General features: G+C 66.3%; 21 protein-coding genes. 16 read left to right on the forward strand and 5 right to left on the reverse strand.

Going from position 1 to position 26,767, the window contains the following annotated elements:
* Window positions 1-18: 18 nt before the first annotated feature.
* A complete protein-coding gene (locus QQ25_RS07365) occupies window positions 19-1,029 on the reverse strand; it encodes an oxygenase MpaB family protein (protein ID WP_039378097.1) in 1,011 nt (336 codons plus the stop codon).
* A 76-nt stretch (window positions 1,030-1,105) separates the two neighbouring features.
* Here QQ25_RS07365 and QQ25_RS07370 point away from each other — a divergent pair, with 76 nt between their 5' ends.
* Window positions 1,106-1,714, forward strand: a complete 609-nt coding sequence (locus tag QQ25_RS07370; RefSeq protein ID WP_039315348.1) for a TetR/AcrR family transcriptional regulator — start codon at window positions 1,106-1,108, stop codon at window positions 1,712-1,714.
* Between the two features lie 17 nt (window positions 1,715-1,731).
* Here the strand turns inward: QQ25_RS07370 and QQ25_RS07375 are convergent, their stop codons facing one another.
* Window positions 1,732-2,331 (reverse strand): DinB family protein, encoded by a 600-nt coding sequence (locus QQ25_RS07375; protein WP_039378098.1) that lies wholly within the window; start codon window positions 2,329-2,331, stop codon window positions 1,732-1,734.
* Window positions 2,332-2,334: 3 nt separating this feature from the next.
* On the reverse strand, window positions 2,335-2,859 hold the full coding sequence (locus QQ25_RS07380) for a DinB family protein (RefSeq protein WP_039315355.1): 525 nt from the start codon (window positions 2,857-2,859) through the stop codon (window positions 2,335-2,337).
* A gap of 61 nt (window positions 2,860-2,920) precedes the next feature.
* Here QQ25_RS07380 and QQ25_RS07385 point away from each other — a divergent pair, with 61 nt between their 5' ends.
* Window positions 2,921-3,901 carry a helix-turn-helix transcriptional regulator gene (locus QQ25_RS07385; RefSeq protein ID WP_039378099.1) on the forward strand — a complete coding sequence of 327 codons (981 nt, stop codon included), beginning with the start codon at window positions 2,921-2,923 and terminating at the stop codon, window positions 3,899-3,901.
* On the opposite strand, the gene QQ25_RS07390 is transcribed toward QQ25_RS07385, so the two are convergent.
* Window positions 3,894-4,442, reverse strand: coding sequence for a hypothetical protein (locus QQ25_RS07390; RefSeq protein WP_039315360.1), 549 nt, complete (start codon window positions 4,440-4,442; stop codon window positions 3,894-3,896). The genes QQ25_RS07385 and QQ25_RS07390 overlap by 8 nt on opposite strands.
* A 63-nt stretch (window positions 4,443-4,505) precedes the next feature.
* Here QQ25_RS07390 and QQ25_RS07395 point away from each other — a divergent pair, with 63 nt between their 5' ends.
* Genes QQ25_RS07395 through QQ25_RS07410 form a run of 4 tightly spaced genes read left to right on the forward strand, consistent with a single transcriptional unit; the run spans window position 4,506 to window position 11,075 of the window.
* Complete coding sequence (locus tag QQ25_RS07395) at window positions 4,506-5,258, forward strand: endonuclease/exonuclease/phosphatase family protein (RefSeq protein ID WP_039315363.1); 753 nt, start codon at window positions 4,506-4,508, stop codon at window positions 5,256-5,258.
* A gap of 18 nt (window positions 5,259-5,276) precedes the next feature.
* Complete coding sequence (locus tag QQ25_RS31310) at window positions 5,277-9,551, forward strand: glycoside hydrolase family 38 N-terminal domain-containing protein (RefSeq protein ID WP_039378100.1); 4,275 nt, start codon at window positions 5,277-5,279, stop codon at window positions 9,549-9,551.
* Window positions 9,548-10,156, forward strand: coding sequence for a DUF7158 domain-containing protein (locus QQ25_RS07405; protein ID WP_039378101.1), 609 nt, complete (start codon window positions 9,548-9,550; stop codon window positions 10,154-10,156). Before QQ25_RS31310 ends, QQ25_RS07405 begins: the two co-directional genes overlap by 4 nt.
* A 13-nt stretch (window positions 10,157-10,169) precedes the next feature.
* Entirely contained in the window at window positions 10,170-11,075 is a 906-nt protein-coding gene (locus tag QQ25_RS07410; RefSeq protein WP_039378102.1) for an ROK family protein, read from the forward strand.
* Here the strand turns inward: QQ25_RS07410 and QQ25_RS30080 are convergent.
* Window positions 10,976-11,434, reverse strand: coding sequence for a winged helix-turn-helix transcriptional regulator (locus QQ25_RS30080; RefSeq protein ID WP_101906330.1), 459 nt, complete (start codon window positions 11,432-11,434; stop codon window positions 10,976-10,978). The two genes, QQ25_RS07410 and QQ25_RS30080, sit on opposite strands and share 100 nt — an antisense overlap.
* Window positions 11,435-11,509: 75 nt before the next feature.
* Here QQ25_RS30080 and QQ25_RS07420 point away from each other — a divergent pair, with 75 nt between their 5' ends.
* The 10 genes from QQ25_RS07420 (at window position 11,510) to QQ25_RS07465 (ending at window position 26,753) form a co-directional block, all read left to right on the forward strand.
* Complete coding sequence (locus tag QQ25_RS07420; RefSeq protein WP_039378103.1) at window positions 11,510-11,974, forward strand: anthrone oxygenase family protein; 465 nt, start codon at window positions 11,510-11,512, stop codon at window positions 11,972-11,974.
* A 327-nt stretch (window positions 11,975-12,301) separates the two neighbouring features.
* Window positions 12,302-12,829, forward strand: a complete 528-nt coding sequence (rplJ, locus tag QQ25_RS07425) for a 50S ribosomal protein L10 (protein ID WP_029106809.1) — start codon at window positions 12,302-12,304, stop codon at window positions 12,827-12,829.
* Window positions 12,830-12,913: 84 nt separating this feature from the next.
* Entirely contained in the window at window positions 12,914-13,300 is a 387-nt protein-coding gene (rplL, locus tag QQ25_RS07430) for a 50S ribosomal protein L7/L12 (protein WP_039315382.1), read from the forward strand.
* 201 nt (window positions 13,301-13,501) lie between these two features.
* A complete protein-coding gene (locus QQ25_RS07435; protein ID WP_039378105.1) occupies window positions 13,502-14,587 on the forward strand; it encodes an ABC transporter ATP-binding protein in 1,086 nt (361 codons plus the stop codon).
* A gap of 78 nt (window positions 14,588-14,665) precedes the next feature.
* Window positions 14,666-15,775: a hypothetical protein gene (locus QQ25_RS07440; protein ID WP_039378106.1), complete on the forward strand. Its 1,110-nt coding sequence runs from the start codon at window positions 14,666-14,668 to the stop codon at window positions 15,773-15,775.
* A gap of 420 nt (window positions 15,776-16,195) precedes the next feature.
* A complete protein-coding gene (gene rpoB, locus QQ25_RS07445; protein WP_039315390.1) occupies window positions 16,196-19,705 on the forward strand; it encodes a DNA-directed RNA polymerase subunit beta in 3,510 nt (1,169 codons plus the stop codon).
* Between the two features lie 45 nt (window positions 19,706-19,750).
* Complete coding sequence (locus QQ25_RS07450; RefSeq protein ID WP_039315393.1) at window positions 19,751-23,704, forward strand: DNA-directed RNA polymerase subunit beta'; 3,954 nt, start codon at window positions 19,751-19,753, stop codon at window positions 23,702-23,704.
* A 140-nt stretch (window positions 23,705-23,844) separates the two neighbouring features.
* Window positions 23,845-24,735 (forward strand): type IV toxin-antitoxin system AbiEi family antitoxin domain-containing protein, encoded by an 891-nt coding sequence (locus tag QQ25_RS07455; protein ID WP_110797595.1) that lies wholly within the window; start codon window positions 23,845-23,847, stop codon window positions 24,733-24,735.
* 93 nt (window positions 24,736-24,828) lie between these two features.
* Entirely contained in the window at window positions 24,829-25,581 is a 753-nt protein-coding gene (locus tag QQ25_RS07460) for a deoxyribonuclease IV (protein ID WP_039315396.1), read from the forward strand.
* Between the two features lie 65 nt (window positions 25,582-25,646).
* Window positions 25,647-26,753 carry a phosphatase PAP2 family protein gene (locus tag QQ25_RS07465; protein ID WP_039378108.1) on the forward strand — a complete coding sequence of 369 codons (1,107 nt, stop codon included), beginning with the start codon at window positions 25,647-25,649 and terminating at the stop codon, window positions 26,751-26,753.
* Window positions 26,754-26,767 lie beyond the last annotated feature (14 nt).

The following is a 26,767-nucleotide window of genomic DNA, read 5'->3' on the forward strand; positions in this document are numbered from 1 at the left end:
AAACATGTGTGCGGTGCGTCACACCGATGCGAAACTCTCCTCGAGCTCTTCGCGGCTCACAACCGGGTCACTTCCGGGGACGTAGGTGGGCTCGGTGTGCGGCGCCAATGACGGATCGATGCCGTCGGCCACTCTGTGCTGTGCTTCCCGGAATTCGGGCGTGGTGCCCGCCGCGGTGTGCAATCCGTTGATGATCGACCACACCAGGGCCCGCCGGCCGGCCCGCTCGATCGGGTTCGGGTCGGTGTGCCCGATCAGCTGTTTGGCCCACTTGGGCATGGTGTCGCGGATGGCCCAGTCCACCGCGCTCTGCGGCATCGGCAGGTTGGGGCCGGTAGCCATCGCGGCGCCGTGGGTGAGCGCCAGCTTTGGCAGGTAGGACTGCAGGCAGTCCAGGGTTTCGGCCTTGGTGGTGGGCAGGTCGGTGCCGCCCAGCGCGTGCCCGACCCGGATGAACTCTCCGTAGTAGCGGTCAAGTTTCTTGCCGCGCAACGGGTTTGGGTGGTAGAGCTCGTGCGCGGTGGCCAGCCCCCACACCACGGTCGCATAATTCCAGCGCAGCCAGTCCGGATCGTCGGCGTCATAGACCGCGCCGTCGGGGCGGGTGCCCTTGATGGTGTGATGCATCGCGCGGACGGTCTTGGCCACCCGCTCGGCGGTTTCGGTGTTGCCGTAGGCGGTGCCGATGAAGAAGGCGATCGAGTGGCCCAGCCGCACCGCCGCGCCCTCCGGATCGATCTGAGGAACCCCGGCCGCATCACCGTTTTCGTCCCGCTTGACCAGGCGGGAATGGTGCATGCCCATCCAGTAGATCGACGGATCGAGGCGCTCCATGTAGGCAGCGCACTGCAGGCCGAAGATCAACGCCTCGGTGTGGGAGTGCACATGCCATACGGCGCTGCCCGGGCCGAACCATCCCGGATCGCCGGCGGGGCCGGCGAACTCCATGCCGCGGAAGTAGTGCTGACGAATGTCCTTGTCGAACTTCCGCTGCAGCATCTGCTGAAGCACCTGGTGCGGCATGTCCACCGTGAACCCCCTTCTGGTTACGTCTGTAGCCAGAATACATTTTGGGTACGGGTGTGACCAGATCTAATCTGGAGGAATGCCCGAAGCGTCCAGTCCGACACGATGGGCCGGCGTGCCGCTGACCGACCGCCGCGCCGAACGTCGCGCACTCCTGGTCGATGCGGCATTTCGACTGTTCGGCGACGGTGGTGAAGCCGCGCTGTCGGTGCGCTCGGTCTGCCGAGAATGCGGCCTCAACACCCGCTACTTCTATGAGAGCTTCGCCGACACCGACGACCTGCTCGGTGCGGTGTACGACCAGGTGAGCGCGGCCCTGGCCGTCGACGTCGACGCCGCGATGGCCGGCGCCGACGACTCCCTGCGGGCCCGCACCCGCGCCGGGATCGCCGCCGTCCTGGGTTTCAGTTCGGCCGATCCGCGGCGGGGGCGCGTGCTGTTCACCGACGCCAGGGCCAACCCGGTGCTCGCCGCCCGGCGCGCGGCGACCCAGGACCTGCTGCGCGAGGCCGTGCTGTCCGAGGGCGGCCGGCTCAATCCTGGCTCGGACCCGGTCGCCGCCCAGGTGGGCGCGGCCATGTACACGGGTGCGATGGCCGAGCTCGCCCAGCAGTGGCTGGGCGGGAACCTGGGCGACGACCTTGGGGTGGTGGTGGATTATGCGCTGCGCCTGGTGCTCGGGCGCTGAATCACCAGTGCCCCCGATCAGACTTCAGCGGGCCGCCAGCGCTTGATCCAATCGGTCTCGGGCCATTCCTCCTCGGCAGCCATCAACTCGTACATCGTTGCGCGGTCGATGGATTCGCGAATGATGTCGGCATGCCCGGCGTGCCGGCTGAGCTCCTCGATCAGGTGCATGGCCACCCAGCGCACCGACCAGGCGTCGACGTCGTCGGGAAACCACGGCACTTCGTGGGGCACCGGGACCGGGGTGTCGAGGTCCCGTTCGGCGAGCACCCGCAGCGTCTCGGCGTTCTGCGCCTTGAGCGCTTCGAGCAGGTCGGCCAGCGACTCGTCGTCGTGCATCACGTACTGGTCGGCGTAGTCGGCCATCTGCTCCTCCATCGGCCGGGGATCCGGTGGCGGAAACTGCGGCGCGTGCTCGGCGCGGGCGGTCCATGCCTGCTGCATCCCGGTGACGTGTTTGATCAGCCCGCCGATCGACAGCGCGCTCACCGACGGGGTGGAGCGGGCCTGCTCATCGGTCAGGCCGTGGGCCACGGCGAAGAAGGCGTTCTGTTGGAACGCGACGAACCCGATGAGGGTCTGGCGTTCGTCGCCGGCCGATGCGGGCATTCCTGGCATTGTTCAGTTCTCCTCGGTTTGGGTTGAATGTGCGTAAAGGTCACGGATGCAGGCGATTTCGGCGCCGTGGTGAATTGCCTCCCGGTTGATGTGCAGCACCAGCTCGACCATCGGGTGCTCGGCCCACGGGCCTTCGGCCGGACCCACCGGCTTCGCGAGATCATTCTCGTCGAGGCCCCGAACCCCGTCGATCCAATTTCGGTACGCGTCGTCGAGTTGTTTCAGGGCGGTGGCCGCATCGGTGGCGTAGGGCCAGGACTCGTAGTCGGCCGGCGGTCCGCCGAAGTGTGAGTGGTTGCGCATCCCGAACACGCCGACGATCACGTGCGCCAGCCGCCACGCGATGGTGGTGAACGGTTCTGGCTGGGGCGGTGGATAACTGAAGTCGATGCCGCCGTCGGGATGCACCGTCCAGCAGTCCGGTACCGGCTGCCAGAAGTATTCGTCGTCGGTCAGTCCGTCGAGGCGCGGCCTCAGCTGATGTGTCCAGTGGAAGTCCAGTTGTTCGGCGAGGAAGTTTGTCCACATGGAAATACGTTCTCATCCATATAGGACAGATTCGGTCCTAAAAGTGCGGCAGACTTCTTGCATGGTCGTGAGCAGTGAAACCACCGGCCGGGTGCTGCAACTTCTCGGGCTGTTGCAGTCGCGCCGGGTCTGGACCGGTGAGGAGCTGGCCGAACGGCTCGACGTCACCACCCGCAGCGTTCGCCGTGACGTCGAGCGGCTGCGCGAACTGGGGTACCCCGTCCACGCCAGCAAGGGACAAGGTGGTGGCTACCAGCTCGGAGCGGGCGCGGCACTGCCGCCGCTGCTGCTCGACCCGGACGAGGCCGTCGCGATGGCCGTCTGTCTGCGGCTGGCGGCCGGTGGAAGCGTCGCGGGCGTCGGCGAATCCGCCCTTCGGGCGCTGTCCAAACTCGACCAGGTCATGCCCGCGCGGTTGCGTTCGCAGGTCTCGGCGGTGCACGACGCGACGGTCACCCTGGCTCCCAACTCGTCGGACGCACCGGTCGAGCCCGATGTGCTGATGACCCTGGCCCGAGCCTGCCGCGACCACGAACACGTTAGCGCCGACTACACCGACATCCGGGGCAATCACACCCAGCGCCGGTTGGAGCCTTATCAGCTGGTGACCACCGGACGGCGCTGGTACCTCATGGCCTACGACCGCGACCGCGAAGACTGGCGCAGCCTGCGGCTGGACCGGATGTCCGTGGTGGCTGCCCGCGGCTCCACCTTCGCGCCGCGTGAGGCCCCGGACGCGGCCGACTACGTGCGGCGCGCGATCAGCTCCTCGCCGTACCGCTACAGCGCCCGCGTTCGGTACCACGCCCCGCAAAATGTTGTGGCGCAGAAGTTTCCACCGGCGTCGGCCACCGTCGAGGCCGACGGACCCGATGCCTGCATCGTCACCGCCGGCGCTGACGATCCCGAACGCATGGTGCTGTATTTCGCCACGGTGGGCTACGACTTCGAGGTGCTCGAACCGCCGGAGGTGGCGACGGCGGTCCGGGCTGTCGCCGCCCGTCTGCAGGCCGCATCCCGGCGCGCGGGAGACGTCAGGTGATGCCGAGCCGGTCGACGAGCATCAGGAAGGCGGCGGCGAAATCGTTGTCGGCGGTAGCAGTCCGCACGGCATCCCAGTCGACCTGCTCGCGCACCGCGCGGGCCGCGGGCAGCAGCGCCGCGAAGTCGCAGTGGTGTTCGTTGAGCGAGCGCAACTTCTCCGCCACCACCAGCGTCGGCTTCAACACCGGCATCCGGATCGCCAGCACATCGAGCACTTCGGTGCACCCGAGCACGGACGCGTCCACCGACGCCCCGTTGAGCTGGTAGAGCACGTCGACCAGAACGTCGTCGTCGGTATAGGCCTTGAACAACCAGTCCTCGGGGACATGCACGATCTGGAACCCGGCTTTGCGCAATGCCACCTCGGCCGCCTCGGCATCGGCCTCGGCGACCACAAAATCGACGTCGTGTACGGGTTCCGGACCGCCGTAGACCCACAGCGCGTAACTGCCGGCCAGCGCGAACTGCGGTCCGTGCGCCTTGAACGCCGACGCGGCGCGTTTGAGCGCGTCACGAAGGTCGTCGTTGCGGTCGAACATGTGCCATCCAGATCTGTCAGGCGTCGATGATGAAGCCGGCGCGGTCGTGGGTACTGAGTACCCATGCGGTTGGCCACTTTCAACATCCTGCACGGACGCAGCGTCCACGACGGCGAAGTCGACCTGGACCGACTGGCCGCAGCCGTGGCCGAACTCGACGCCGACATCCTCGCGCTGCAAGAGGTGGACCTGGAACAGCCGCGCTCGGGCAAAGCCGACCTGACTGCCGTCGCCGCCGGCGCGATGAACGCCGTGCACCACCGCTTCGTCGCCGCGATCTCCGGGACCCCCGGCGCCACCTGGATGGCCGCGACCGGCCGCGAGCAGCCCGGAACCGCCGCCTACGGCATCGCCCTTCTCACCCGGTATCCGGTGGAGAACTGGCAGGTGCTGCGGGTTCCGCGGATCCCGTTCCGGTTTCCGATGTACGTCTCGGGGATCCGCCGTTTCCGCATCGTCCATGAAGAACCCCGGGCCGCGATGGTGGCCCGCATCGACACTCCGCTCGGCCCACTCACGGTCGCCAACACCCACCTTTCCTTCGTGCCCGGGTGGAATCGGGTGCAACTTCGGCATCTGGTGCGCGATCTGGGCGGTTTCCCGGGACCGAGGATTCTCATGGGCGATCTGAACTCGGGCGCACCGGCGCACTGGCGCCCACTGGGTGCCGCGCCGACGTTTCCCGCCGACACGCCGACGACCCAACTCGACCACATCCTCACCGACGACCCCACGTTGTCCGCCGACGCATGCACCGCGCCGCACCTACCGATTTCGGATCACCGGGCGCTGGTCGTCGACATTTCGACGCCTTGAGGTCGTAGGGTTCTGCAGATGCACGTCACGTCAGTGGAGACGACGGAGCTGTTTGCCGGGTCGCAGGATGCCCCTCGGCAGCTGGTTCGGGTGCGATACGAGGCCTGCGCCTCGCCGACGCCCGTGCGGATCAGCGGGGATGGACTCTCCGGTGAGGCGATGGCCGCAGCAGGAGACGGCACCGTCGAGATACCGGTGGACGTCGAGCGGGGTCTGCCCGGCGAGATCCGGCGCGCCCGGGTGGGCTCGACCGATTTCGAGTTCACCGTCGCCGAACCGGGCTGGACGATGTACATGATCAGCCACTTCCACTACGACCCCGTCTGGTGGAACACCCAGGCTGCCTACACCAGCGTGTGGACCGAGGACCCGCCCGGACAATGCCGCCAGACCAACGGATTCGACCTGGTACACGCCCACCTGGAAATGGCCCGGCGCGAACCGGAATACAAGTTCGTGCTGGCCGAGGTGGACTATCTCAAGCCCTACTGGGACGCCCGGCCGCAAGACCGGGCCGATCTGCGCCGGTTCATCGCCGAGGGGCGCGTCGAGATCATGGGCGGCACCTACAACGAGCCCAACACCAACCTCACCAGCCCGGAGACCGCGATCCGGAACTTCGTGGCGGGCATGGGTTTTCAGCGTGACGTGTTGGGCGCCGAGCCCGCCACCGCCTGGCAGCTCGACGTGTTCGGGCACGACCCCCAGTTTCCCGGGATGGCGGCCGACGTCGGTCTGACCTCCAGTTCGTGGGCGCGCGGACCTCATCACCAATGGGGTCCGATGCAAAACGACGGCGACCCCGAGCGCATGCAGTTCGCGAGCGAGTTCGAGTGGATCGCGCCGTCGGGCCGAGGCCTTCTCACCCATTACATGCCAGCGCACTATTCGGCCGGATGGTGGATGGACTCGTCCGCTTCACTGGCCGAGGCGGAGGAATCCACCTACACGCTGTTCACCAAACTCAAGCGAGTTGCGTTGACCCGCAACGTGCTCCTGCCGGTCGGCACCGATTACACCCCGCCCAACAAGTGGGTCACCGAGATCCATCGCGACTGGAACTCACGCTACGTCTGGCCGAAGTTCGTGTGCGCGTTGCCGTCCGAGTTCTTCAGCGCGGTGCGCGCCGAAGTCGACGAGCGTGGCATCACGCCGTCGCCGCAGACCCGCGACATGAATCCGATCTACACCGGCAAAGACGTGTCCTACATCGACACCAAACAGGCCAACCGGGCCGCCGAGGATGCGGTGCTCGACGCCGAGCGGTTCTCGGTGTTCGCCGGACTGCTCGGCGGTGCGGACTATCCGCAGGCCGCGATGACCAAGGCGTGGGTGCAGCTGGCCTACGGCGCGCATCACGACGCCATCACCGGATCGGAATCCGACCAGGTCTACCTCGACCTGTTGACCGGCTGGCGCGACGCCTGGGAGTTGGGCGTCACCGCTCGCGACAACGCGTTGGCGGTGTTGTCGGAGGCGGTGGGCGGGCAGGAGCGGAGCGACCGGGGGATGGGCACCGGCGGGCAGGAGCGGAGCGACCGGGGGATGGGCACCGGCGGGCAGGAGCGGAGCGACCGGGGGATGGGCACCGGCGGGCAGGAGCGGAGCGACCGGGGGATGGGCACCGTCGTCGTCTGGAACTCCTTGGCGCACAGCCGAACCGACATTGTCACCGTCCACCTGGACGCACCGTTCCCCGGGGCGGTACTCGACAGCGACGGCCATGAGGTCCCCGTGCTCGTCGAGCACGACGGCGCCACGGTGAGCTGGCCGGCCCGCGAGGTCCCGTCGCTGGGCTGGCAGTCTTACCAGTTCGTATCCGGGACACCGCGCGGCTGGGAACCGGTGGCCGGCACCGAGATCAGCAACGGCCGCTACCGGCTGCGCGTCGACGCGGCCCGCGGCGGCGGGGTGTGCTCGCTGCTGGACGACGGACGCGAGCTCATCGCCGACGGCGGTGTCGGCAATGAACTGGCCGTGTACGAGGAGTATTCGGCCCACCCGGAGGCCGGGGAAGGGCCGTGGCACCTGCTGCCCACAGGGCCGGTGGTGTGTTCCTCGGCCGCCCCGGCCGAGGATGTGCAGTGTTACCGAAGTGCGCTCGGAGAGCGCGTGATCGTGCGGGGCCGCATCGGAGACCTGCTGCGCTACACGCAGGTCATCACACTGTGGTCGGATGTCGAACGTGTCGACTGCCGGACGGTCATCGATGAATTCGTCGGTGCCGACCGCCTGGTGCGGCTGCGGTGGCCCTGTCCGGTGCCCGGGGCGTTGCCGGTGAGTGAGGTCGGCGACGCCGTGATCGGCCGCGGATTCGGGCTCATGCACCCCCCCGGTGCCGGTCGCGCCGTCGACGCCGCGCAACACCCGTGGACACTGGACAACCCGGCCTACGGTTGGTTCGGCCTGTCCTCGGCGGTCCGGGTGCGGATCGGCGCGGCGGTAAGGGCCGTATCGGTGGCCGAGGTGGTCGCGCCCGACGGTGCGAACCCGCGCGATCTGATGGTGGCCCTGGTGCGGGCGGGCGTCACCGCGACGTGCAGTGCGGCGGACAAGCCCCGCTACGGCGATCTCAGCGTGGACTCCAACCTGCCCGACACCCGCTTCGCACTCGGCGGTCCGGACGAAAACCCCTTCACCGCAGCTGTTCTGGCCGAAGCCGACGTCGCGTACGCCGACGAGCTCAAACGTCAGATCGATGCGACCGGATCAGCTCGGGTATGGGTGCCCGCCGCCGCGCCGTTGACCGAGCACTGGGTACCCGGGGCAGATCTGCGTGGAGTGCGCACCCTGCCGGTGCTGATCCTGGCCGGTGACATCGACGCAGTCGTCGATGACCTGGGCAACGCCGAGATCGTCGTCAGCCAGCAGGCTCCCGCGGGGACCGAGCCGTTCGAAGCCCGCACCGTCGCACTGCTGAACCGGGGTGTGCCGAGTTTCGCCGTCGATGCCGACGGCACCCTGCACACGTCGCTCATGCGATCCTGCACCGGATGGCCGTCCGGCACCTGGATCGACCCGCCAAGGCGCACCGCTCCCGACGGCTCGAACTTCCAATTGCAGCACTGGACGCACACATTCGACTACGCACTGGTCGCAGGCGCCGGTGACTGGCGGGCCGCCGGAATCGCGCCATGCGCCGCGGAATTCAACCGGCCGCTGCAGCCGGTTGTCGCCGAGACAGCCGGCGGCGGCGGATTACCGCCGTGGGGATCCCTGCTGGAAATCGAGCCGGCAGGCTCGGTGCAACTCGGCGCACTCAAGGCCGCCGGTAATCCGCTGGCCTCAGGCAGTGTGCGTAGTGCCGATCCGGCCGACGGTGTCACCGCGCGACTGGTTGAGATCACGGGTACGAGCACGGAAGTCACGCTCCGTTCCGGTCTGCGCGCGGTCTCTGGCGCCGCCCACGTCAACCTGCTGGAGGAACCGACGCCTGAGCAGCCGTCAGATCTCAGGCTGCACGGCTACCAGATCGCCACCGTGTCAACCCGACTCAACCTGCCCAAGGTGCTGCGCGCCGAACACCGGCAACTGGCACCGGAGGCCGAGGCGGCCCAGCCGCTGTACGCCCGCTACTGGCTGCACAATCGCGGCCCGGCGCCGCTGGGTGGCCTTCCTGCCGTCGCGTACCTGCATCCGGAGAGCATCACCGGGCAACCTGGTGCAGACGTGGTGGTCCGCCTGACCGCGGCCAGTGATTGCACCGACGACGCGCTGCACGGGCGCGTGAGGTTGTACGGGCCACCCGGGTGGGAGGTGCAGCCAGCGGAGCTGCCGTACGTGTTGCCGCCCGGGGAGCATCTGGAAACCGATGTGGTGCTGAGCATTCCGGCCGGTGCTGAGCCCGGGCTGTACCCGGTGCGCGCCGAACTCGCCGTGACCGGCGGTGGTTCGGCTCTGCCACCCTCGTGGCGGCAGCTGGTCGAGGACGTCTGCATCGTCACGATCGGTGGGGCCGGTGCCGACTCCGAATCCCACGTGCTCAAGCTGGTGTCCGAGCCGCAGGCGGTCCACGTCAGGCCCGGTGGGACCGCGCGCCTGGCGATCATCATCGGCACCGACGCGCGGACGAGCCTGGCCGCCGAGGCGCACCTCATCAGCCCGTGGGGAACCTGGGAATGGATGGGGCCGGCCGCGGCGGGTGTCGAAGTGCCCGCCGGTGGTACCGCCGAGATCGAATTCGATGTCGCACCGCCGTCGTGGGTTGAGCCGGGGGAATGGTGGGCGTTGATCCGGGTGGGGTGTGCCGGACGGCTGATCTACTCACCCGCGGTGAAGGTGACGGTCCGGTGAACTTCGCGGCGCGAGTAGCCGGAAAACCGGTGTCGATCAAGGAGATCGATGAGCGTGAGGCCACGCTGCGCGCGGGTAACCGGGCCTCCGCGCTACCGCGGCCAGGAACCAGCGAGGGCCGTCAGTTGCGTCGCTGGCTCACCCAACTGGTGGTGGCCGAGCGGGTGATCGACGACGAGGCGATGGCGCGCGGACTGTCCGGGGTCGGTGCTCCCACGCTGGCTGAGGTGCTGCCGGATACCGCGGCGCGTTTGGAGATCGGCAGTGTGGCCGCCGCCGCGCTGGGCTCGTCCCCGGCCCGGGCGGTGTTCGCCGATGTGACTGCCGCCGTTGATGTTTCGGATGCCGATGTGGCCGATTACCACGCGCGCAATCCACTGCGTTTCGCTGCGTCCCCGGCCGGGTCGCACGGATGGCGCACGCCTCCTGTCGCGCCGTCACTCAACGAGGTTCACGACCGGATTCTCGGCCACCTTCGAGCGGCGGCGCGACGGCGAGCGTTCCGGCAATGGTTGGACGAGCGTTGCGCGGCCCTGGTGGAACTGTCGCCCGGCTATGAACATCCCGGCGACCCCCGGCAGCCGGACAACACGCACAAGCACTAGAGGTGAGACCCGCATGGCACCGGAAACCCTGACAGTCGCGGTCGACGTCGGCGGTACCAAGATCGCCGCGGGCGTGGTCGATCATGCCGGACGCCTGGTCCATCGGGCCCAGCTGCCGACCCCGGATGGTGACGGCGAGGCGGTGTGGGCCGTCGTCGAGAAGTTGCTCGCTGAGGCCATGCGGATCGCGGACGGGCGCGCGACTGCCGTCGGCGTTGCTTCCGCCGGGCCGATCGACCTGCCCAACGGCACCGTGAGCCCCATCAACATCGTTGAGTGGCAAGACTTTCCGATTGTCGAGCGGATCGCCGGCGCGACCCGTCTGCCGGTGCGACTCGGCGGCGACGGGCTGTGTATGGCGCTGGGGGAGCAGTGGTGCGGTGCCGGCCGGGATGCGCAGTTCCTGCTCGGCATGGTGGTGTCGACCGGGGTCGGTGGCGGCCTGGTGCTCGACGGCGCACCGTATGACGGCCGCACCGGCAACGCCGGCCACGTCGGCCATGTGGTCGTCGACCCCGACGGCGGTGAGTTGTGTACCTGCGGCGGACACGGCTGTGTCGAGACCATCGCGTCAGGCCCGAGCATGGTTCGGTGGGCCCGACGGCACGGATGGGACGGAACCGATGCCAAGGCGCTCGGCGATGCGGCGAATCACGGAGATGAATTGGCCGTCAAGACATTTGATCGCGGCGCCCGCGCGGTGGCCGCGATGATCGCCTCGGTGGGCGCAGTGTGCGACCTGGACCTGGTGGTGATCGGCGGAGGAGTCGCCAAGTCCGGGGCACTGCTGTTCGACCCGCTGCGCGCGGCGCTGGCCGACTACGCCGGGCTGGACTTCCTGCGCGGGCTTCGGGTGGTGCCGGCCGAACTCGGCGGGGACGCCGGTCTGGTCGGCGCGGCGGCGCTGGTGCGCGCCTGAGGTTGTCGCCGCGCCGGGTGCCTCGGCTTCTGCTGCTGGATCGCCATGTGGGTGCGGCCCCATGCGCACAGCGCCTCCAGCACGGGCGCCAGCGTCATGCCGTACTCGGAGATCGAGTAATGCACGCATGGTGGCACGGTGCCCGCGTCGTGGCGGTCGATGATCCCGGCGTCGACCAGATCATGCAGATGGCGGATGAGCATGCGTTCGGTGATGTCGGGGATGCTGCGGCGGAGTTCAGCGGTGCGCATCGGCCCGTCCGCCAACCGCCACAGGATGGTGCCCTTCCAGCGCCCGTCGATGACCGACAGGGTCGCGTCGATCGGGCAGTCGCCGACCTCTTTCTTGGAAACCGCCATGGTTCCGACCTTCCGCATGCTGACTAATTTGTCAGTACCTTGTTTTTTGGCAGCGTACTGACCAGGGTCGATGGTGTGAACGAAATCGTGCAAATTCTCGCCGTGATCATCACCGGACCGCTTCTCGGCGTCGAGTTCGGCGTCGCCGCTTTCACCAACCCGATCCTGAGGCGACTGCCCGACGCCGCCTACCGGCAGGCCCGCGGCACCGGCGCAGGGATCCTCGGCACGGTGATGCCGTTCTGGTACGCGGGGGCGATCGCGCTGTTGATCGGCGCCGCGGCGTGGAGTGCGGGGCCGTTGCTCATCACGGCGGTGGTGCTGATGGGTCTGGTCATGCTTCTGTCCGTCACCACGCTGGTGCCGATCAACAACCGCGTCGCGGCGGGATTCGGCGGTGATGAGAACCGTGCTGAGGACGGTGATGAGAACCCTGATCAGTTCCATGAGCTGGCCCGACGCTGGGACCGGCTGCACTGGCTGCGGGTGGCATTACTGGCGGCGGCATTCGTGCTGCTGGTCGTTGCGGGCGCACGCTGACGCAGCGAAAAAGGTGCAGAAGGGCAAAGCTGGACGCAGACGTTTTGGCTGATCGGTGGGTGCTCGGCTACTCTGGTCGAGTTCCACCGAAGACCGTCGGTCACCGATGGGCCGCTTGCGCGAAGCGCAGGTAGCTCGGCAATCGGTTGAAGGTCCCGGGAGTACCCGGGCGGCCCACGCAGGAGGACGAGGCTAGACCAGTTTCGTGCTGGGTATATCTGCGCCCCGACCTGTCTGCGTCGGGGCGTTCGTCATTTCCGGACCTGATTGTTCGTCCGATTGGCGGTTCGAGGCGGGACGCCCGATACCCACCACAAGGAGGCATGCATGGCCAAGGCTGACAAAGCCACGGCGGTTGCCGACATTGCTGAGCAGTTCAAGGCGTCGACGGCCACCGTCGTCACCGAGTACCGCGGGCTGACTGTGGCGAACCTGGCTGAGCTGCGTCGTTCCCTCGGCGACTCCGCCTCGTACACCGTCGCCAAGAACACTCTGGTGAAGCGCGCTGCGTCCGAAGCCGGCATTGAAGGTCTCGACGAGCTGTTCGCCGGTCCCACGGCGATCGCGTTCGTCCAGGGTGAGCCGGTTGACGCCGCCAAGGCGATCAAGAAGTTCGCCAAGGACAACAAGGCGCTCGTCATCAAGGGCGGCTACATGGACGGCAAAGCGCTGTCCGTCGCCGACGTCGAGAAGATCGCCGACCTCGAGTCGCGCGAGGTTCTGCTCGCCAAGCTGGCAGGTGCCATGAAGGGCAACCTGTCCAAGGCCGCCGGTCTGTTCAACGCTCCCGCTTCTCAGGTTGCCCGCCTCGCCGCGGCGCTGCAGGAGAAGAAGGCTGCAGAAGAAGCTGCGTAGCAGCTGCTTCGCTTGAACCGCTGCTCAACCGCAATCGCACAAACCACCCAACATCTGTAAGAAAAATCAGGAAGGACCATAAACATGGCCAAGCTGTCCACTGACGAACTGCTCGACGCGTTCAAGGAAATGACCCTGCTGGAGCTCTCTGAGTTCGTGAAGCAGTTCGAAGAGGTCTTCGAGGTCACCGCTGCCGCTCCGGTCGCCGTTGCCGCCGCGGGTGCCGCCCCGGCCGCCGCCGAGGCCGCCGAGGAGCAGTCGGAATTCGACGTCATCCTCGAAGGTGCCGGCGACAAGAAGATCGGCGTCATCAAGGTCGTCCGCGAGATCGTCTCCGGCCTGGGCCTGAAGGAAGCCAAGGATCTGGTCGACGGCGCTCCCAAGCCGCTGCTGGAGAAGGTCACCAAGGAGGCCGCCGAGGACGCCAAGGCCAAGCTCGAGGCCGCCGGCGCCAGCGTCACCGTCAAGTAGTCCCAACCGGACCGCAAGAACCCCCGAATCCCCACGGATTCGGGGGTTCTTTGCTTGTATGAGCGGGATTGGTTCGGCCACGCCCCGGGTACTTCCAGTTATTGGGAGACAAGCATGTGTGGGCGGTGCCGCGTGCGCTATGGTGACTCAAGCCACAGGCCGCAGCAGGTGGCGGGGTGAGCCGTAGGCGGAAGGATCTTTATGGGCGTCCAGATCGATGTGACGGGGCTGAGCAAATCTTTCGGATCGTCAAAGATTTGGGAAGACGTCACGTTGACGGTTCCCGAGGGCGAGGTCAGCGTGTTGCTGGGCCCGTCGGGTACCGGTAAATCGGTGTTCCTGAAGTCCCTGATCGGCCTGCTGCGCCCCGAGCGCGGCTCGATCGTCATCGACGGCACCAACATCCTCGAGTGCTCGGCCAAAGAGCTCTACGAGATCCGCACCCTGTTCGGCGTGCTGTTCCAGGACGGCGCGCTGTTCGGCTCGATGAATATCTATGACAACACCGCCTTCCCGTTGCGCGAGCACACGAAGAAGAGCGAGAGCGAAATCCGCAACATCGTCATGGAGAAGCTCGACCTGGTCGGTATGCCCAATGACGGCCACAAGTTCCCCGGCGAGATCTCCGGCGGTATGCGCAAGCGTGCCGGTCTGGCCCGTGCTTTGGTGCTCGACCCGAAGATCATCCTGTGCGACGAGCCGGACTCGGGTCTGGACCCGGTGCGTACCGCCTACCTGTCCCAGCTGCTGATCGACATCAACGCGCAGATCGACGCGACGGTGCTGATCGTGACGCACAACATCAACATCGCCCGCACCGTGCCCGACAACATCGGCATGCTGTTCCGCAAGCAGCTGGTCATGTTCGGCCCCCGCGAGGTGCTGCTGACCAGCGAAGAGCCCGTTGTCAAGCAGTTCCTCAACGGTCGCCGCATCGGCCCCATCGGTATGTCCGAGGAGAAGGACGAGGCGACCGCGGCCGCCGAGCAGGCCATGATCGAGGCCGGCCAGCACGACGGCGGTGTCGAGGAGATCGAGGGCGTGCCGCCGCAGCTGATGGCGACTCCCGGTATGCCGGAACGCAAGGCTGTCGGACGGCGTCAGGCCCGCGTGCGCGAGATCCTGCACACGCTCCCGCCGGCCGCGCAGGCCGCGATCCTCGACGACCTCGAGGGCACGCACAAGCTGCCGGTGCACCAGTTCGGCGACGAGCCCACCGCGCGCCACCAGCGCCCGGTCGAGGACGACGCCCCGACCGGAGCCATCGAGGTTCCTCACCAGAGCTGAGTTTCACCACATCAGGCCGGACCTTCGGGTCCGGCCTGATTTGTGTCGTAGATCAGGTCACAGACAGCAGGAGTCGCCATGCACCCGCAGTCCGGTCAGGCCGTGCGCTTCGAGCAGTTGCCCGGTGGCGTGATCCGGGCACACGGCATCGCGCATTCACGCATGATCGGCCAGTTGGCGCGCGCCGAATACCTCTCCAAGCGCTGGATGTGGGCGGTGATGGTCTTGGTGCTCGTGGTCGTTCCCGTGGTCGTCGTTCTCTCCGCAGGTGAGTCGTTCCCTGGCGAGAATCTCCAGTATTTCCTCTACGGCCTGGCGTTTGTTGTCGTCATGGGTGTCGGGAGCTTGGTGCTGTTCGGCCTCGCCCTGATGTACCTCGCGGCGCCGCGGAGCTGGGCGCTCAAGCTGCCTGCCGGCACTCCCATGTGGTCCGAGTTCAGGCGGGAGGCCATCGGCATCGGCTGGTTGGAGCACTTCACCGCGCTCTACCTCGACCAGGTGCTTCGGGTCCGGCGCGTTGCCTCGGTCCTTGTGATTCAGGGGGTCGGTGGCATCGAGTTACTCATCCCTGCCGAGTTGGTACCGCCTGACATCGCGGCCGACCTGCTGTCCACCTTCAAGCAGCGCCGCCGGGTGAATCCGTCGTCTCCGCAGCGGGCGGCGCCCGGTGCGACGCAGAGCGCGGGTCCGGATGGGGTGACCCGCACCGCGGACGTTGCCGACGCCGGTTTGGCCGGCCAACTGGGCGCAGCGGTCCGGCGCAGCACGGGGACGCGGATTGCGTTGGCGCTCGCGGTTCTCATTCCGCTGGTCATGATCTGCTATTCCTATGTCGAGGACGACGGGGAACTGACCGCGTCTTCGGTGCTCAGCGCCGCTGGCGTGCTTGTCGCGGCTGTTGGTGCGGTCGCGTACGTGGCGTGCGTCGCGACGCCGATGAAATTCCGTCAGTTGGTTCCACCCGGAGCCCCGATCGCTGCCGAGTTCGGGCCTCAGCAGATCGGGGTACGCCTCGGCGGCCATTTGCAGATTTTGAAGTGGGGCGCCGTCGACCGCATCTGGTGCGCTGACCACGTATTTCATATTTCGGCGCGGGGTCCCGCAACGGGGCTGATCATCCCGGAGCAGCTCGTCCCGCCGCAGGTCGCGTCGGGGCTGTTCGCTCGTTTCGGTTCAGCGCAGGTATAGCTGGGCCGAGCGTTTGCAGGAGTTGCAGATCAGGGGAGGGTTCGGCGCACCAAACCGCGCGTCACCTCTTGACGGAAGGCCATGGACAGGCCAATCTGTTGGGCAGCATGTGTGAAGGGTTCAGGGACGCCAGCCAGCGCCAGGTGACTCAATTCACGCAGCGGATATGTGGTGGTCGAGGATTGCTCGTTGAATAACTGGCGGACGTGCGCTATCGTTGGACGTTGCGCTGGCTGCATCCTGCCCATTCTCACCTGACCTGCACATCGTAGTTCTAGCCTGAGCGTTGCTCAGCACCTAGTCCTTGTGCCGTGCGTATGGGGTTCTGGACGAGCTGAAGTAGGAAACAGTCAGCCGAACCGACGCAGAATCGCGGCCAAGAAGGACGGCTCTTGCTGGCCTTTTCAAAAGTCGCATGAGGTGCTGGAAGGATGCATCTTGGCAGTCTCTAGCCAGAGCACAGCGAACGCTAACACCAATAACTCCGTCCCAGGAGCACCGAACCGAGTTTCATTTGCCAAGCTCCGTGAACCACTTGAGGTTCCGGGGCTACTCGACGTTCAGACCGATTCCTTCGATTGGCTCGTCGGAGCGGACGGATGGCGCCAGAAGGCCGTCGATCGCGGCGAAACCGACCCCAAGGGCGGTCTCGAAGAGGTGCTCGAAGAGCTCTCGCCGATCGAGGATTTCTCCGGCTCGATGTCGCTGAGCTTCTCCGACCCGCGCTTCGATGAGGTCAAGGCGCCGGTCGACGAGTGCAAAGACAAGGACATGACGTACGCGGCCCCGCTGTTCGTCACGGCCGAGTTCATCAACAACAACACCGGCGAGATCAAGAGCCAGACGGTCTTCATGGGTGATTTCCCGATGATGACCGAGAAGGGCACCTTCATCATCAACGGCACTGAGCGTGTCGTGGTGAGCCAGCTGGTGCGTTCACCCGGTGTGTACTTCGACGAGAGCATCGACAAGTCCACCGAGAAGACGCTGCACAGCGTCAAGGTGATCCCCGGCCGCGGTGCGTGGCTGGAGTTCGACGTCGACAAGCGCGACACCGTCGGCGTCCGTATCGACCGCAAGCGTCGCCAGCCGGTCACCGTGCTGCTGAAGGCGCTGGGCTGGACCAACGAGCAGATCGTGGAGCGCTTCGGCTTCTCCGAGATCATGATGGGCACCCTCGAGAAGGACAGCACCGCTGGTCCCGACGAGGCGCTGCTGGACATCTACCGCAAGCTGCGTCCGGGCGAGCCGCCGACCAAGGAGTCCGCGCAGACCCTGCTGGAGAACCTGTTCTTCAAGGAGAAGCGCTACGACCTGGCCCGCGTCGGCCGCTACAAGGTCAACAAGAAGCTGGGCCTGAACGCCGGCCAGCCGATCACGTCCTCGACCCTGACCGAGGAAGACGTCGTCGCCACCATCGAGTACCTGGTGCGTCTGCACGAGGGCCAGACCTCGATGACGGTTCCCGGCGGCGTCGAGGTTCCCGTCGAGGTCGACGACATCGACCACTTCGGCAACCGTCGTCTGCGCACCGTGGGCGAGCTGATCCAGAACCAGATCCGGGTCGGCCTGTCCCGCATGGAGCGGGTCGTGCGTGAGCGCATGACCACCCAGGACGTCGAGGCGATCACCCCGCAGACCCTGATCAACATCCGTCCCGTCGTGGCGGCGATCAAGGAGTTCTTCGGGACCAGCCAGCTGTCGCAGTTCATGGACCAGAACAACCCGCTGTCGGGTCTGACCCACAAGCGTCGCCTGTCGGCGCTGGGCCCCGGTGGTCTGTCCCGTGAGCGTGCCGGCCTTGAGGTCCGCGACGTGCACTCCAGCCACTACGGCCGCATGTGCCCGATCGAGACCCCTGAGGGTCCGAACATCGGTCTGATCGGCTCGCTGTCGGTGTACGCCCGGGTCAACCCGTTCGGCTTCATCGAGACGCCGTACCGCAAGGTCACCGATGGCGTCGTCACCGATCAGGTCGACTACCTGACCGCCGACGAGGAGGACCGCCACGTCGTGGCGCAGGCCAACTCGCCGATCGCCGCCGACGGCAGCTTCACCGAAGACCGCGTGATGGTCCGCCGTAAGGGCGGCGAGGTCGAGAACGTGGCTCCGTCCGACGTGGATTACATGGACGTCTCGCCGCGCCAGATGGTGTCGGTCGCGACCGCCATGATCCCGTTCCTCGAGCACGACGACGCCAACCGCGCCCTGATGGGTGCCAACATGCAGCGCCAGGCGGTTCCGCTGGTACGCAGCGAGGCACCACTGGTCGGTACCGGCATGGAGTTGCGTGCCGCGATCGACGCGGGCGATGTCGTGGTCTCGGACAAGGCGGGCGTCGTCGAGGAGGTCTCGGCCGACTACATCACCGTGATGGCCGACGACGGCACCCGGCACACCTACCGGATGCGCAAGTTCGCGCGTTCCAACCACGGCACCTGTGCCAACCAGCGTCCGATCGTGGATGCCGGGCAGCGTGTCGAGGCCGGTCAGGTCGTCGCCGACGGTCCGTGCACCGAGAACGGTGAGATGGCCCTGGGCAAGAACCTGCTCGTGGCGATCATGCCGTGGGAAGGCCACAACTACGAGGACGCGATCATCCTCAGCAACCGCCTGGTTGAGGAGGACGTGCTCACCTCGATTCACATCGAAGAGCACGAGATCGATGCCCGCGACACCAAGCTGGGCGCCGAGGAGATCACCCGGGACATCCCGAACGTCTCCGACGAGGTGCTGGCCGATCTCGACGAGCGCGGCATCGTCCGCATCGGCGCCGAGGTCCGCGACGGCGACATCCTGGTCGGCAAGGTCACGCCGAAGGGCGAGACCGAGCTGACGCCGGAAGAGCGCCTGCTGCGTGCCATCTTCGGTGAGAAGGCCCGCGAGGTTCGCGACACGTCGCTCAAGGTGCCCCACGGTGAGTCCGGCAAGGTCATCGGCATCCGCGTGTTCTCTCGTGAGGACGACGACGAGCTGCCGGCCGGCGTCAACGAGCTGGTCCGCGTGTACGTGGCCCAGAAGCGCAAGATCTCCGACGGCGACAAGCTCGCCGGACGCCACGGCAACAAGGGCGTCATCGGCAAGATCCTGCCTATCGAGGACATGCCGTTCCTGCCCGATGGCACCCCGGTGGACATCATCCTGAACACCCACGGTGTGCCGCGTCGTATGAACATCGGCCAGATCCTGGAAACCCACCTCGGGTGGGTGGCCAAGGCCGGTTGGAACATCAACGTGGCCGAGGGAACGCCTGAGTGGGCGAGCAAATTGCCCGAGCAGCTGTACTCGGCTCCGGTCGACAGCATCGTGAGCACCCCGGTCTTCGACGGTGCCCGCGAAGAGGAGCTGGCCGGCCTGCTCGCCTCGACGTTGCCCAACCGCGACGGCGACGTCATGGTCAACGAGGACGGCAAGGCGACCCTGTTCGACGGCCGCAGTGGCGAACCGTTCCCGTACCCGGTGACGGTCGGCTACATGTACATGCTGAAGCTGCACCACCTGGTGGACGACAAGATCCACGCTCGTTCCACCGGCCCGTACTCGATGATCACCCAGCAGCCGCTGGGCGGTAAGGCGCAGTTCGGTGGCCAGCGATTCGGTGAGATGGAATGTTGGGCCATGCAGGCCTACGGTGCCGCCTACACCCTGCAGGAACTGCTGACCATCAAGTCCGACGACACCGTCGGCCGGGTCAAGGTGTACGAGGCGATCGTGAAGGGCGAGAACATCCCCGAACCCGGTATTCCGGAGTCGTTCAAGGTGCTTCTCAAGGAGCTGCAGTCGCTGTGCCTCAACGTTGAGGTGCTCTCCAGCGACGGCGCGGCAATCGAAATGCGTGACGGCGACGACGAGGACCTGGAGCGCGCTGCTGCCAACCTCGGAATCAACCTGTCCCGCAACGAGTCCGCTTCTGTGGAAGATCTTGCGTAGATCTCGTCCGAATTTTTCTAGTCCCGCAAGGGGAAAGGGAGTTACGTGCTAGACGTCAACTTCTTCGATGAACTCCGCATCGGTCTCGCGACCGCGGACGACATCCGCAACTGGTCCTTCGGCGAGGTCAAGAAGCCGGAGACCATCAACTACCGCACGCTGAAGCCGGAGAAGGACGGCCTGTTCTGCGAGAAGATCTTCGGACCGACTCGCGACTGGGAGTGCTACTGCGGCAAGTACAAGCGCGTCCGCTTCAAGGGCATCATCTGTGAGCGCTGCGGCGTCGAGGTGACTCGCGCCAAGGTGCGTCGTGAGCGCATGGGCCACATCGAGCTGGCCGCACCCGTCACGCACATCTGGTACTTCAAGGGTGTTCCGTCGCGGTTGGGCTACCTGCTCGACCTGGCCCCGAAGGATCTGGAAAAGATCATCTACTTCGCGGCCTACGTGATCACCTCGGTCGACACCGAGATGCGGCACAACGAGCTGTCCACGCTCGAAGCCGAGATGGTCGTCGAGAAGAAGGCCGTCGAGGATCAGCGCGACTCCGATCTGGAGTCCCGGGCCCAGAAGCTCGAGGCCGATCTGGCGGAGCTCGAAGCCGAGGGTGCCAAGTCCGACGTGCGCCGCAAGGTGCGCGACGGCGGCGAGCGTGAGATGCGTCAGCTCCGCGACCGGGCCCAGCGCGAGCTGGACCGGCTCGACGAGATCTGGACCACCTTCACCAAGCTGGCTCCCAAGCAGCTGATCGTCGACGAGGTGCTCTACCGCGAGCTGCAGGACCGCTACGGCGAGTACTTCACCGGCGCCATGGGCGCGGAGTCGATCAAGAAGCTCATCGAGAACTTCGACATCGAGGCCGAGGCCGAGAACCTGCGCGAGACCATCCGCAGCGGCAAGGGCCAGAAGAAGCTGCGCGCCCTCAAGCGCCTCAAGGTCGTCGCGGCCTTCCAGCAGTCGGGCAACTCCCCGCTGGGCATGGTGCTCGACGCCGTCCCGGTGATCCCGCCGGAGCTGCGTCCGATGGTTCAGCTCGACGGTGGCCGTTTCGCCACCTCCGACCTGAACGACCTGTACCGCCGCGTGATCAACCGCAACAACCGGCTCAAGCGACTGATCGATCTGGGTGCGCCCGAGATCATCGTCAACAACGAGAAGCGCATGCTTCAGGAGTCGGTGGACGCGCTGTTCGACAACGGCCGTCGTGGTCGGCCCGTCACCGGGCCGGGCAACCGTCCGCTCAAGTCGCTGTCCGATCTGCTCAAGGGCAAGCAGGGCCGCTTCCGTCAGAACCTGTTGGGTAAGCGTGTCGACTACTCGGGCCGTTCGGTCATCGTGGTCGGTCCGCAGCTCAAGCTGCACCAGTGCGGTCTGCCCAAGCTGATGGCTCTGGAACTGTTCAAGCCGTTCGTGATGAAGCGTCTGGTCGACCTGAACCACGCGCAGAACATCAAGAGCGCCAAGCGCATGGTGGAGCGTCAGCGTCCCCAGGTGTGGGATGTCCTCGAAGAGGTCATCGCCGAGCACCCGGTGCTGCTGAACCGTGCACCTACGCTGCACCGCCTGGGTATCCAGGCCTTCGAGCCGCAGCTGGTGGAAGGCAAGGCCATCCAGCTGCACCCGCTGGTGTGTGAGGCGTTCAACGCCGACTTCGACGGTGACCAGATGGCCGTGCACCTTCCGCTGTCCGCGGAGGCGCAGGCCGAGGCTCGCATCCTGATGCTGTCCTCGAACAACATCCTGTCCCCGGCGTCGGGCAAGCCGTTGGCCATGCCGCGTCTGGACATGGTGACCGGTCTGTACTTCCTGACCACCGAGGTTCCCGGCGACACCGGCGAGTACGTGCCGGCCGCCAAGGACCAGCCGGAGCAGGGCGTGTACAGCTCACCGGCCGAGGCCATCATGGCGCTCGACCGTGGTGCCCTGTCAGTGCGCGCCAAGATCAAGGTGCGGCTGACCGATGCGCGTCCGCCGGCCGACATCGAGGCTGCACTTTTCGAGAACGGCTGGAAGCCGGGCGATGCCTGGACCGCGGACACCACGCTGGGCCGGGTGCTCTTCAACGAGCTGCTGCCCAAGAGCTATCCGTTCGTCAACGAGCAGATGCACAAGAAGGTCCAGGCCCGGATCATCAACGATCTGGCCGAGCGCTTCCCGATGATCGTGGTGGCGCAGACCGTCGACAAGCTCAAGGACGCCGGCTTCCACTGGGCCACCCGTTCGGGTGTCACGGTCTCGATGGCCGACGTTCTGGTGCCGCCGCAGAAGCAGGAGATCCTGGAGCGGCACGAGGCCGAGGCCGAGGCGATCGAGCGCAAGTACCAGCGCGGCGCGCTGAACCACAACGAGCGCAACGAGTCCCTGGTCAAGATCTGGCAGGACGCCACCGAAGAGGTGGGTAAGGCGCTGGAGGAGTACTACCCCGCGGACAACCCGATCATCACGATCGTGAAGTCGGGCGCCACGGGTAACCTCACCCAGACCCGCACCCTGGCAGGCATGAAGGGCCTGGTGACGAACCCGAAGGGTGAGTTCATCCCGCGCCCGATCAAGTCCTCGTTCCGTGAGGGCCTGACGGTGTTGGAGTACTTCATCAACACCCACGGTGCTCGTAAGGGTCTGGCCGACACCGCTCTGCGTACCGCCGACTCGGGTTACCTGACCCGTCGTCTGGTGGACGTCTCGCAGGACGTCATCGTTCGCGAGAACGACTGCGAGACCGAGCGCGGCATCATCGTCACGCTGGCCGAGCGCGCTGCGGACGGTTCGCTGATCCGCGATGCGCACGTCGAGACCTCGGCGTTCGCCCGGACGCTGGCCACCGATGCGGTCGATGACAAGGGCAACGTCGTCATCGAGCGCGGCCATGACCTGGGTGACCCGGCCATCGACGCGCTGCTGGCTGCCGGTATCTCCCAGGTGAAGGTCCGCTCCGTGCTGACCTGCGCCTCGGCGTCCGGTGTGTGTGCCAAGTGCTACGGCCGCTCGATGGCCACCGGCAAGCTGGTCGACATCGGCGAGGCCGTCGGCATCGTCGCCGCCCAGTCCATCGGTGAGCCTGGTACCCAGCTGACCATGCGTACCTTCCACCAGGGTGGTGTTACCGGTGGCGCCGACATCGTCGGTGGTCTGCCTCGCGTGCAGGAGCTGTTCGAGGCTCGTATCCCGCGCAACAAGGCGCCCATCGCCGACGTCGCGGGCCGGGTCCGGCTGGAGGAGAGCGACAAGTTCTTCAAGATCACCATCGTCCCCGACGATGGCGGCGAGGAAGTTGTCTACGACAAGCTCTCCAAGCGTCAGCGGCTGCGCGTGATCACCCACGAGGACGGCTCCGAAGGCGTGCTCTCCGACGGTGACCACGTCGAGGTCGGCGACCAGCTCATGGAAGGCTCCGCGGATCCACACGAGGTTCTGCGTGTCCAGGGCCCCCGCGAGGTGCAGATCCACCTCGTCAAGGAGGTCCAGGAGGTCTACCGGGCCCAGGGCGTGTCGATCCACGACAAGCACATCGAGGTCATCGTCCGGCAGATGCTGCGTCGCGTCACGATCATCGATTCGGGTGCGACGGAGTTCCTGCCCGGTTCGCTCACCGAGCGGGCCGAGTTCGAGACCGAGAACCGTCGCGTCGTGGCCGAGGGTGGCGAGCCCGCGGCCGGACGCCCGGTGCTGATGGGTATCACCAAGGCATCGCTGGCCACGGATTCGTGGCTGTCGGCGGCGTCGTTCCAGGAGACCACCCGCGTGCTGACCGATGCGGCGATCAACTGCCGCAGCGACAAGCTGCAGGGTCTGAAGGAAAACGTGATCATCGGCAAGCTGATCCCGGCCGGTACCGGCATCGCCCGTTACCGCGACATCCAGGTGCAGCCGACCGAAGAGGCCCGCGCTGCGGCGTACACGATCCCGTCCTACGAGGATCAGTACTACAGCCCGGACTTCGGTGCGGCCACCGGTGCTGCGGTGCCGCTGGACGATTACGGATACTCGGACTACCGCTAATCAGTCTCTCTGCGCGAGCAGACGCCAAAACCCCCAAAATCTCCGGATTTTAGGGGTTTTCGCGTCTCTTCGCCAAGGTTATCCACAGCTTGGCGACATGGGGCTTTCGCCGGGCCTGCTCAGCGGTAAGCATGCAATGCATGGCACTCGACGCCGCACACGACCTATTCATCGCAAACGGCGGTGTGGCCACGACTCGACAACTGCTGGCAGTTCTATCGCCCAAGGCATTAGAGGTCGCCGTTCGAGCCGGGAGACTCATTCGCGTTCGCCGCGGTGTGTATGCGTTGAATCCGCCCGACGTGTCGGCGAGGCTTGCCGCGCTGGATCTCGCGTTGGGACAGCACATCGTGGCGTGCATGCATACCGCCGCCCAGCTGTATGGCTTCGACACGGAGACGGATGGACGCCTGCACATTCTTGATCCCGGGGTGCGGGTGCGGCCATCGGTTGACCTGATGGTGCATCAGCGAATTGGCGCTCCGCTCAAGAAGATTGACGGTCGATTGGTCACAGCACCGGCGTGGACAGCCGTCGAGATCGCCAGGACACTCCGCCGCCCACGTGCTCTTGCGGTACTCGATGCTGCGCTTCGTACGGGGTGCTGTTCGCCTGTCGAGCTTGCCGCAGCGGTAGACGAGCAGAAGGGGCGCCGCGGAATCGTCAAGGTCCGCGAATTGATCGAGGTTGCCGACGGGCGCGCCGAATCACCGATGGAAAGTGAAGCCCGGCTGGTGTTCATCGACGGTGGATTGCCGCTACCTGAACTGCAGTACGAGATCATTGATCGGCAGGGAAAGCTGTGGCGGGTCGACTTCGCCTGGCTCGATGCAATGGTCGTCGCAGAATACGAGAGCATGGACTGGCACGCGAGTCCGGAGGCGCTCAAGCATGACCGGACCAAAACCGCCCGGCTCCAGGAATGCGGTTGGACCAGTATCCCGATTGTTGTCGACGACGTGCGGAAGCAGCCACGCGAGTTGGTCAGCCGGATCTTCGGCCACCTGGAGCGGCCTCCACTCGCCGGCTGAGCAGACGCGTACACCCCCATTTCCAGTCCGAATAGGGGGTGTACGCGTCTGCTCGGCGGAGGGCTGTCACCGAGCCTCACTAGACTTGGCGGCGTGCTCATCGGTTCGCATGTAGACAACACCGACCCATTGGCCGCAGCCGCCGCAGACGGCGCCGACGTGGTGCAGTTCTTCCTCGGCAACCCGCAGAGCTGGAAAAAGCCCAAGCCTCGCGAGGACGCCGAGGTGCTCAAGGCGTCGACTGTGCCGCTGTACGTGCATGCGCCGTACCTGATCAACGTGGCCTCGGCCAACAACCGGGTGCGCATCCCGTCCCGCAAGATCCTGCAGGACACGTGCGACGCTGCTGCCGAGATCGGCGCGACCGCGGTGATCGTGCACGGCGGCCACGCCGACGACAACGACATGGACGCCGGGTTCGAGCGTTGGGTCAAGGCCCTGGATGCGCTCAACACCGATGTACCGGTGTACCTGGAGAACACTGCGGGCGGTGATCACGCCATGGCTCGGCATTTCGACACCATCGCCAGGTTGTGGGATCGCATCGGGGACAAGGGAATTGGCTTCTGTCTCGATACCTGCCATGCCTGGGCGGCGGGGGAGGCGTTGATCGACGCGGTCGACCGGATCAAGGCCATCACCGGGCGCATCGACCTGGTGCACTGCAACGACTCGCGCGACGCGGCCGGCTCCGGCGCCGACCGCCACGCCAATTTCGGCGCCGGCCAGATCGATCCGCAGTTGCTGGCGGCCGTGGTCAAGGCGGCCGACGCTCCGGTGATCTGCGAGACCGCCGAGGCCGGCCGCAAGGACGACATCGCATTCCTGCGCGAACACGCCGGCTGACACGTTCGGCAACCTGAACCGTTTTCAACGGCACCGTGACGCGTAGGTGAACTAACGTCGGTTGTGTGACCGCGGTTGACGACTCGGTAACCGATGAAGCACCAGCGCAGTCGGGTAGCGACAGCCGCGCCCGACGGCTGCGCACGCTGCGCTATACGGCGATCCTGGTGTGGGCCGCCGTGGTCATCTACCGCACCGTGACCGACGGCTTCGCGTTCAACCGTGAGCTTTTGCTGCTCTACATCGCCACCGGCCTGCTGGCCGCGAGCATCGGTCAGGGCCGACGGATGCTCTATGTCATCCGCGACTGGCTGCCGTTCGCCGTGGTGCTTGCCGCCTACGATCTCAGCCGTGGCGCGGCAACCCTGGTCGGCCGGCCCACGATGTGGCACTGGCAGGTCGACGCGGATCGCTGGATGTTCTTCGGCACGGTGCCCACGGTGTGGTTGCAGGAGCGGTTGAAGCAGCTGCACCCGCCGTGGTGGGAAGTCGTGATCAGCACGGTGTACATGTCGTTCTTCATCCTTCCGTACGTCGTCGCAGGCGTGCTGTGGCTGCGTGACCGGGAGGAGTGGAAGCGGTTCGTCCGCTTGTTCGTCGGACTCTCGTTCGCGGCCCTGGTCATCTACGCTCTGCTGCCTGCCGCTCCGCCGTGGGCCGCGGCGCGGTGCACCGCCGATGACGTCGACGGTGGCCCGTCCGGGCCCGGGTGCATGTTCCGGTCGGCGCGCGAGGCGGTCGACGGAGGATTGCTCGGCGCCATGCAGGGCAGTCGCGACGGCGCCCACGACTGGATCGAACGGATCGTCACCCGCGGCTGGGGCAATCTCAATCTGCATACCGCGACGGCGTTGATCGATCAGGGGCAGGCCAGCGTGAACCTCGTCGCGGCAATACCGTCGCTGCATGCGGGGCTCACCGCGGCGGTCGCGGTGTTCCTGTGGCACCGGGTGAGCCGCGGGTGGCGGCCGTTGTTGGTGGCCTATCCACTCATCATGGCCTTCACGCTGGTCTACACCGCCGAGCACTATGTGGTGGACATCCTGCTCGGCTGGATGTTGGCGGCCGTGGTGCTGTTTGCGCTCAATCGCTATGAAGCGCGCAGGTCGTCGGCGCGGTCCGATGACAGCGACACGCTGCCGGCCGCAGTAGCCGAACTCGATCCGGCCTGAGTGCCGACGCCCAT

It is taken from the genome of Mycolicibacterium setense, assembly GCF_000805385.1.
Lineage (GTDB): Bacteria > Actinomycetota > Actinomycetes > Mycobacteriales > Mycobacteriaceae > Mycobacterium > Mycobacterium setense.

Bases quoted from the DNA above. Each gene is read 5' to 3' on its own strand.
- QQ25_RS07370 (WP_039315348.1), top strand. From the start codon at position 1,106: ATGCCCGAAGCGTCCAGTCCGACACGATGGGCCGGCGTGCCGCTGACC.
- QQ25_RS07375 (WP_039378098.1), bottom strand. From the start codon at position 2,331: ATGCCAGGAATGCCCGCATCGGCCGGCGACGAACGCCAGACCCTCATC.
- QQ25_RS07380 (WP_039315355.1), bottom strand. From the start codon at position 2,859: ATGTGGACAAACTTCCTCGCCGAACAACTGGACTTCCACTGGACACAT.
- QQ25_RS07385 (WP_039378099.1), top strand. From the start codon at position 2,921: ATGGTCGTGAGCAGTGAAACCACCGGCCGGGTGCTGCAACTTCTCGGG.
- QQ25_RS07390 (WP_039315360.1), bottom strand. From the start codon at position 4,442: ATGTTCGACCGCAACGACGACCTTCGTGACGCGCTCAAACGCGCCGCG.
- QQ25_RS07395 (WP_039315363.1), top strand. From the start codon at position 4,506: ATGCGGTTGGCCACTTTCAACATCCTGCACGGACGCAGCGTCCACGAC.
- QQ25_RS31310 (WP_039378100.1), top strand. From the start codon at position 5,277: ATGCACGTCACGTCAGTGGAGACGACGGAGCTGTTTGCCGGGTCGCAG.
- QQ25_RS07410 (WP_039378102.1), top strand. From the start codon at position 10,170: ATGGCACCGGAAACCCTGACAGTCGCGGTCGACGTCGGCGGTACCAAG.
- QQ25_RS30080 (WP_101906330.1), bottom strand. From the start codon at position 11,434: ATGGCGGTTTCCAAGAAAGAGGTCGGCGACTGCCCGATCGACGCGACC.
- rplJ (WP_029106809.1), top strand. From the start codon at position 12,302: ATGGCCAAGGCTGACAAAGCCACGGCGGTTGCCGACATTGCTGAGCAG.
- rplL (WP_039315382.1), top strand. From the start codon at position 12,914: ATGGCCAAGCTGTCCACTGACGAACTGCTCGACGCGTTCAAGGAAATG.
- QQ25_RS07435 (WP_039378105.1), top strand. From the start codon at position 13,502: ATGGGCGTCCAGATCGATGTGACGGGGCTGAGCAAATCTTTCGGATCG.
- QQ25_RS07440 (WP_039378106.1), top strand. From the start codon at position 14,666: ATGCACCCGCAGTCCGGTCAGGCCGTGCGCTTCGAGCAGTTGCCCGGT.
- QQ25_RS07455 (WP_110797595.1), top strand. From the start codon at position 23,845: ATGGCACTCGACGCCGCACACGACCTATTCATCGCAAACGGCGGTGTG.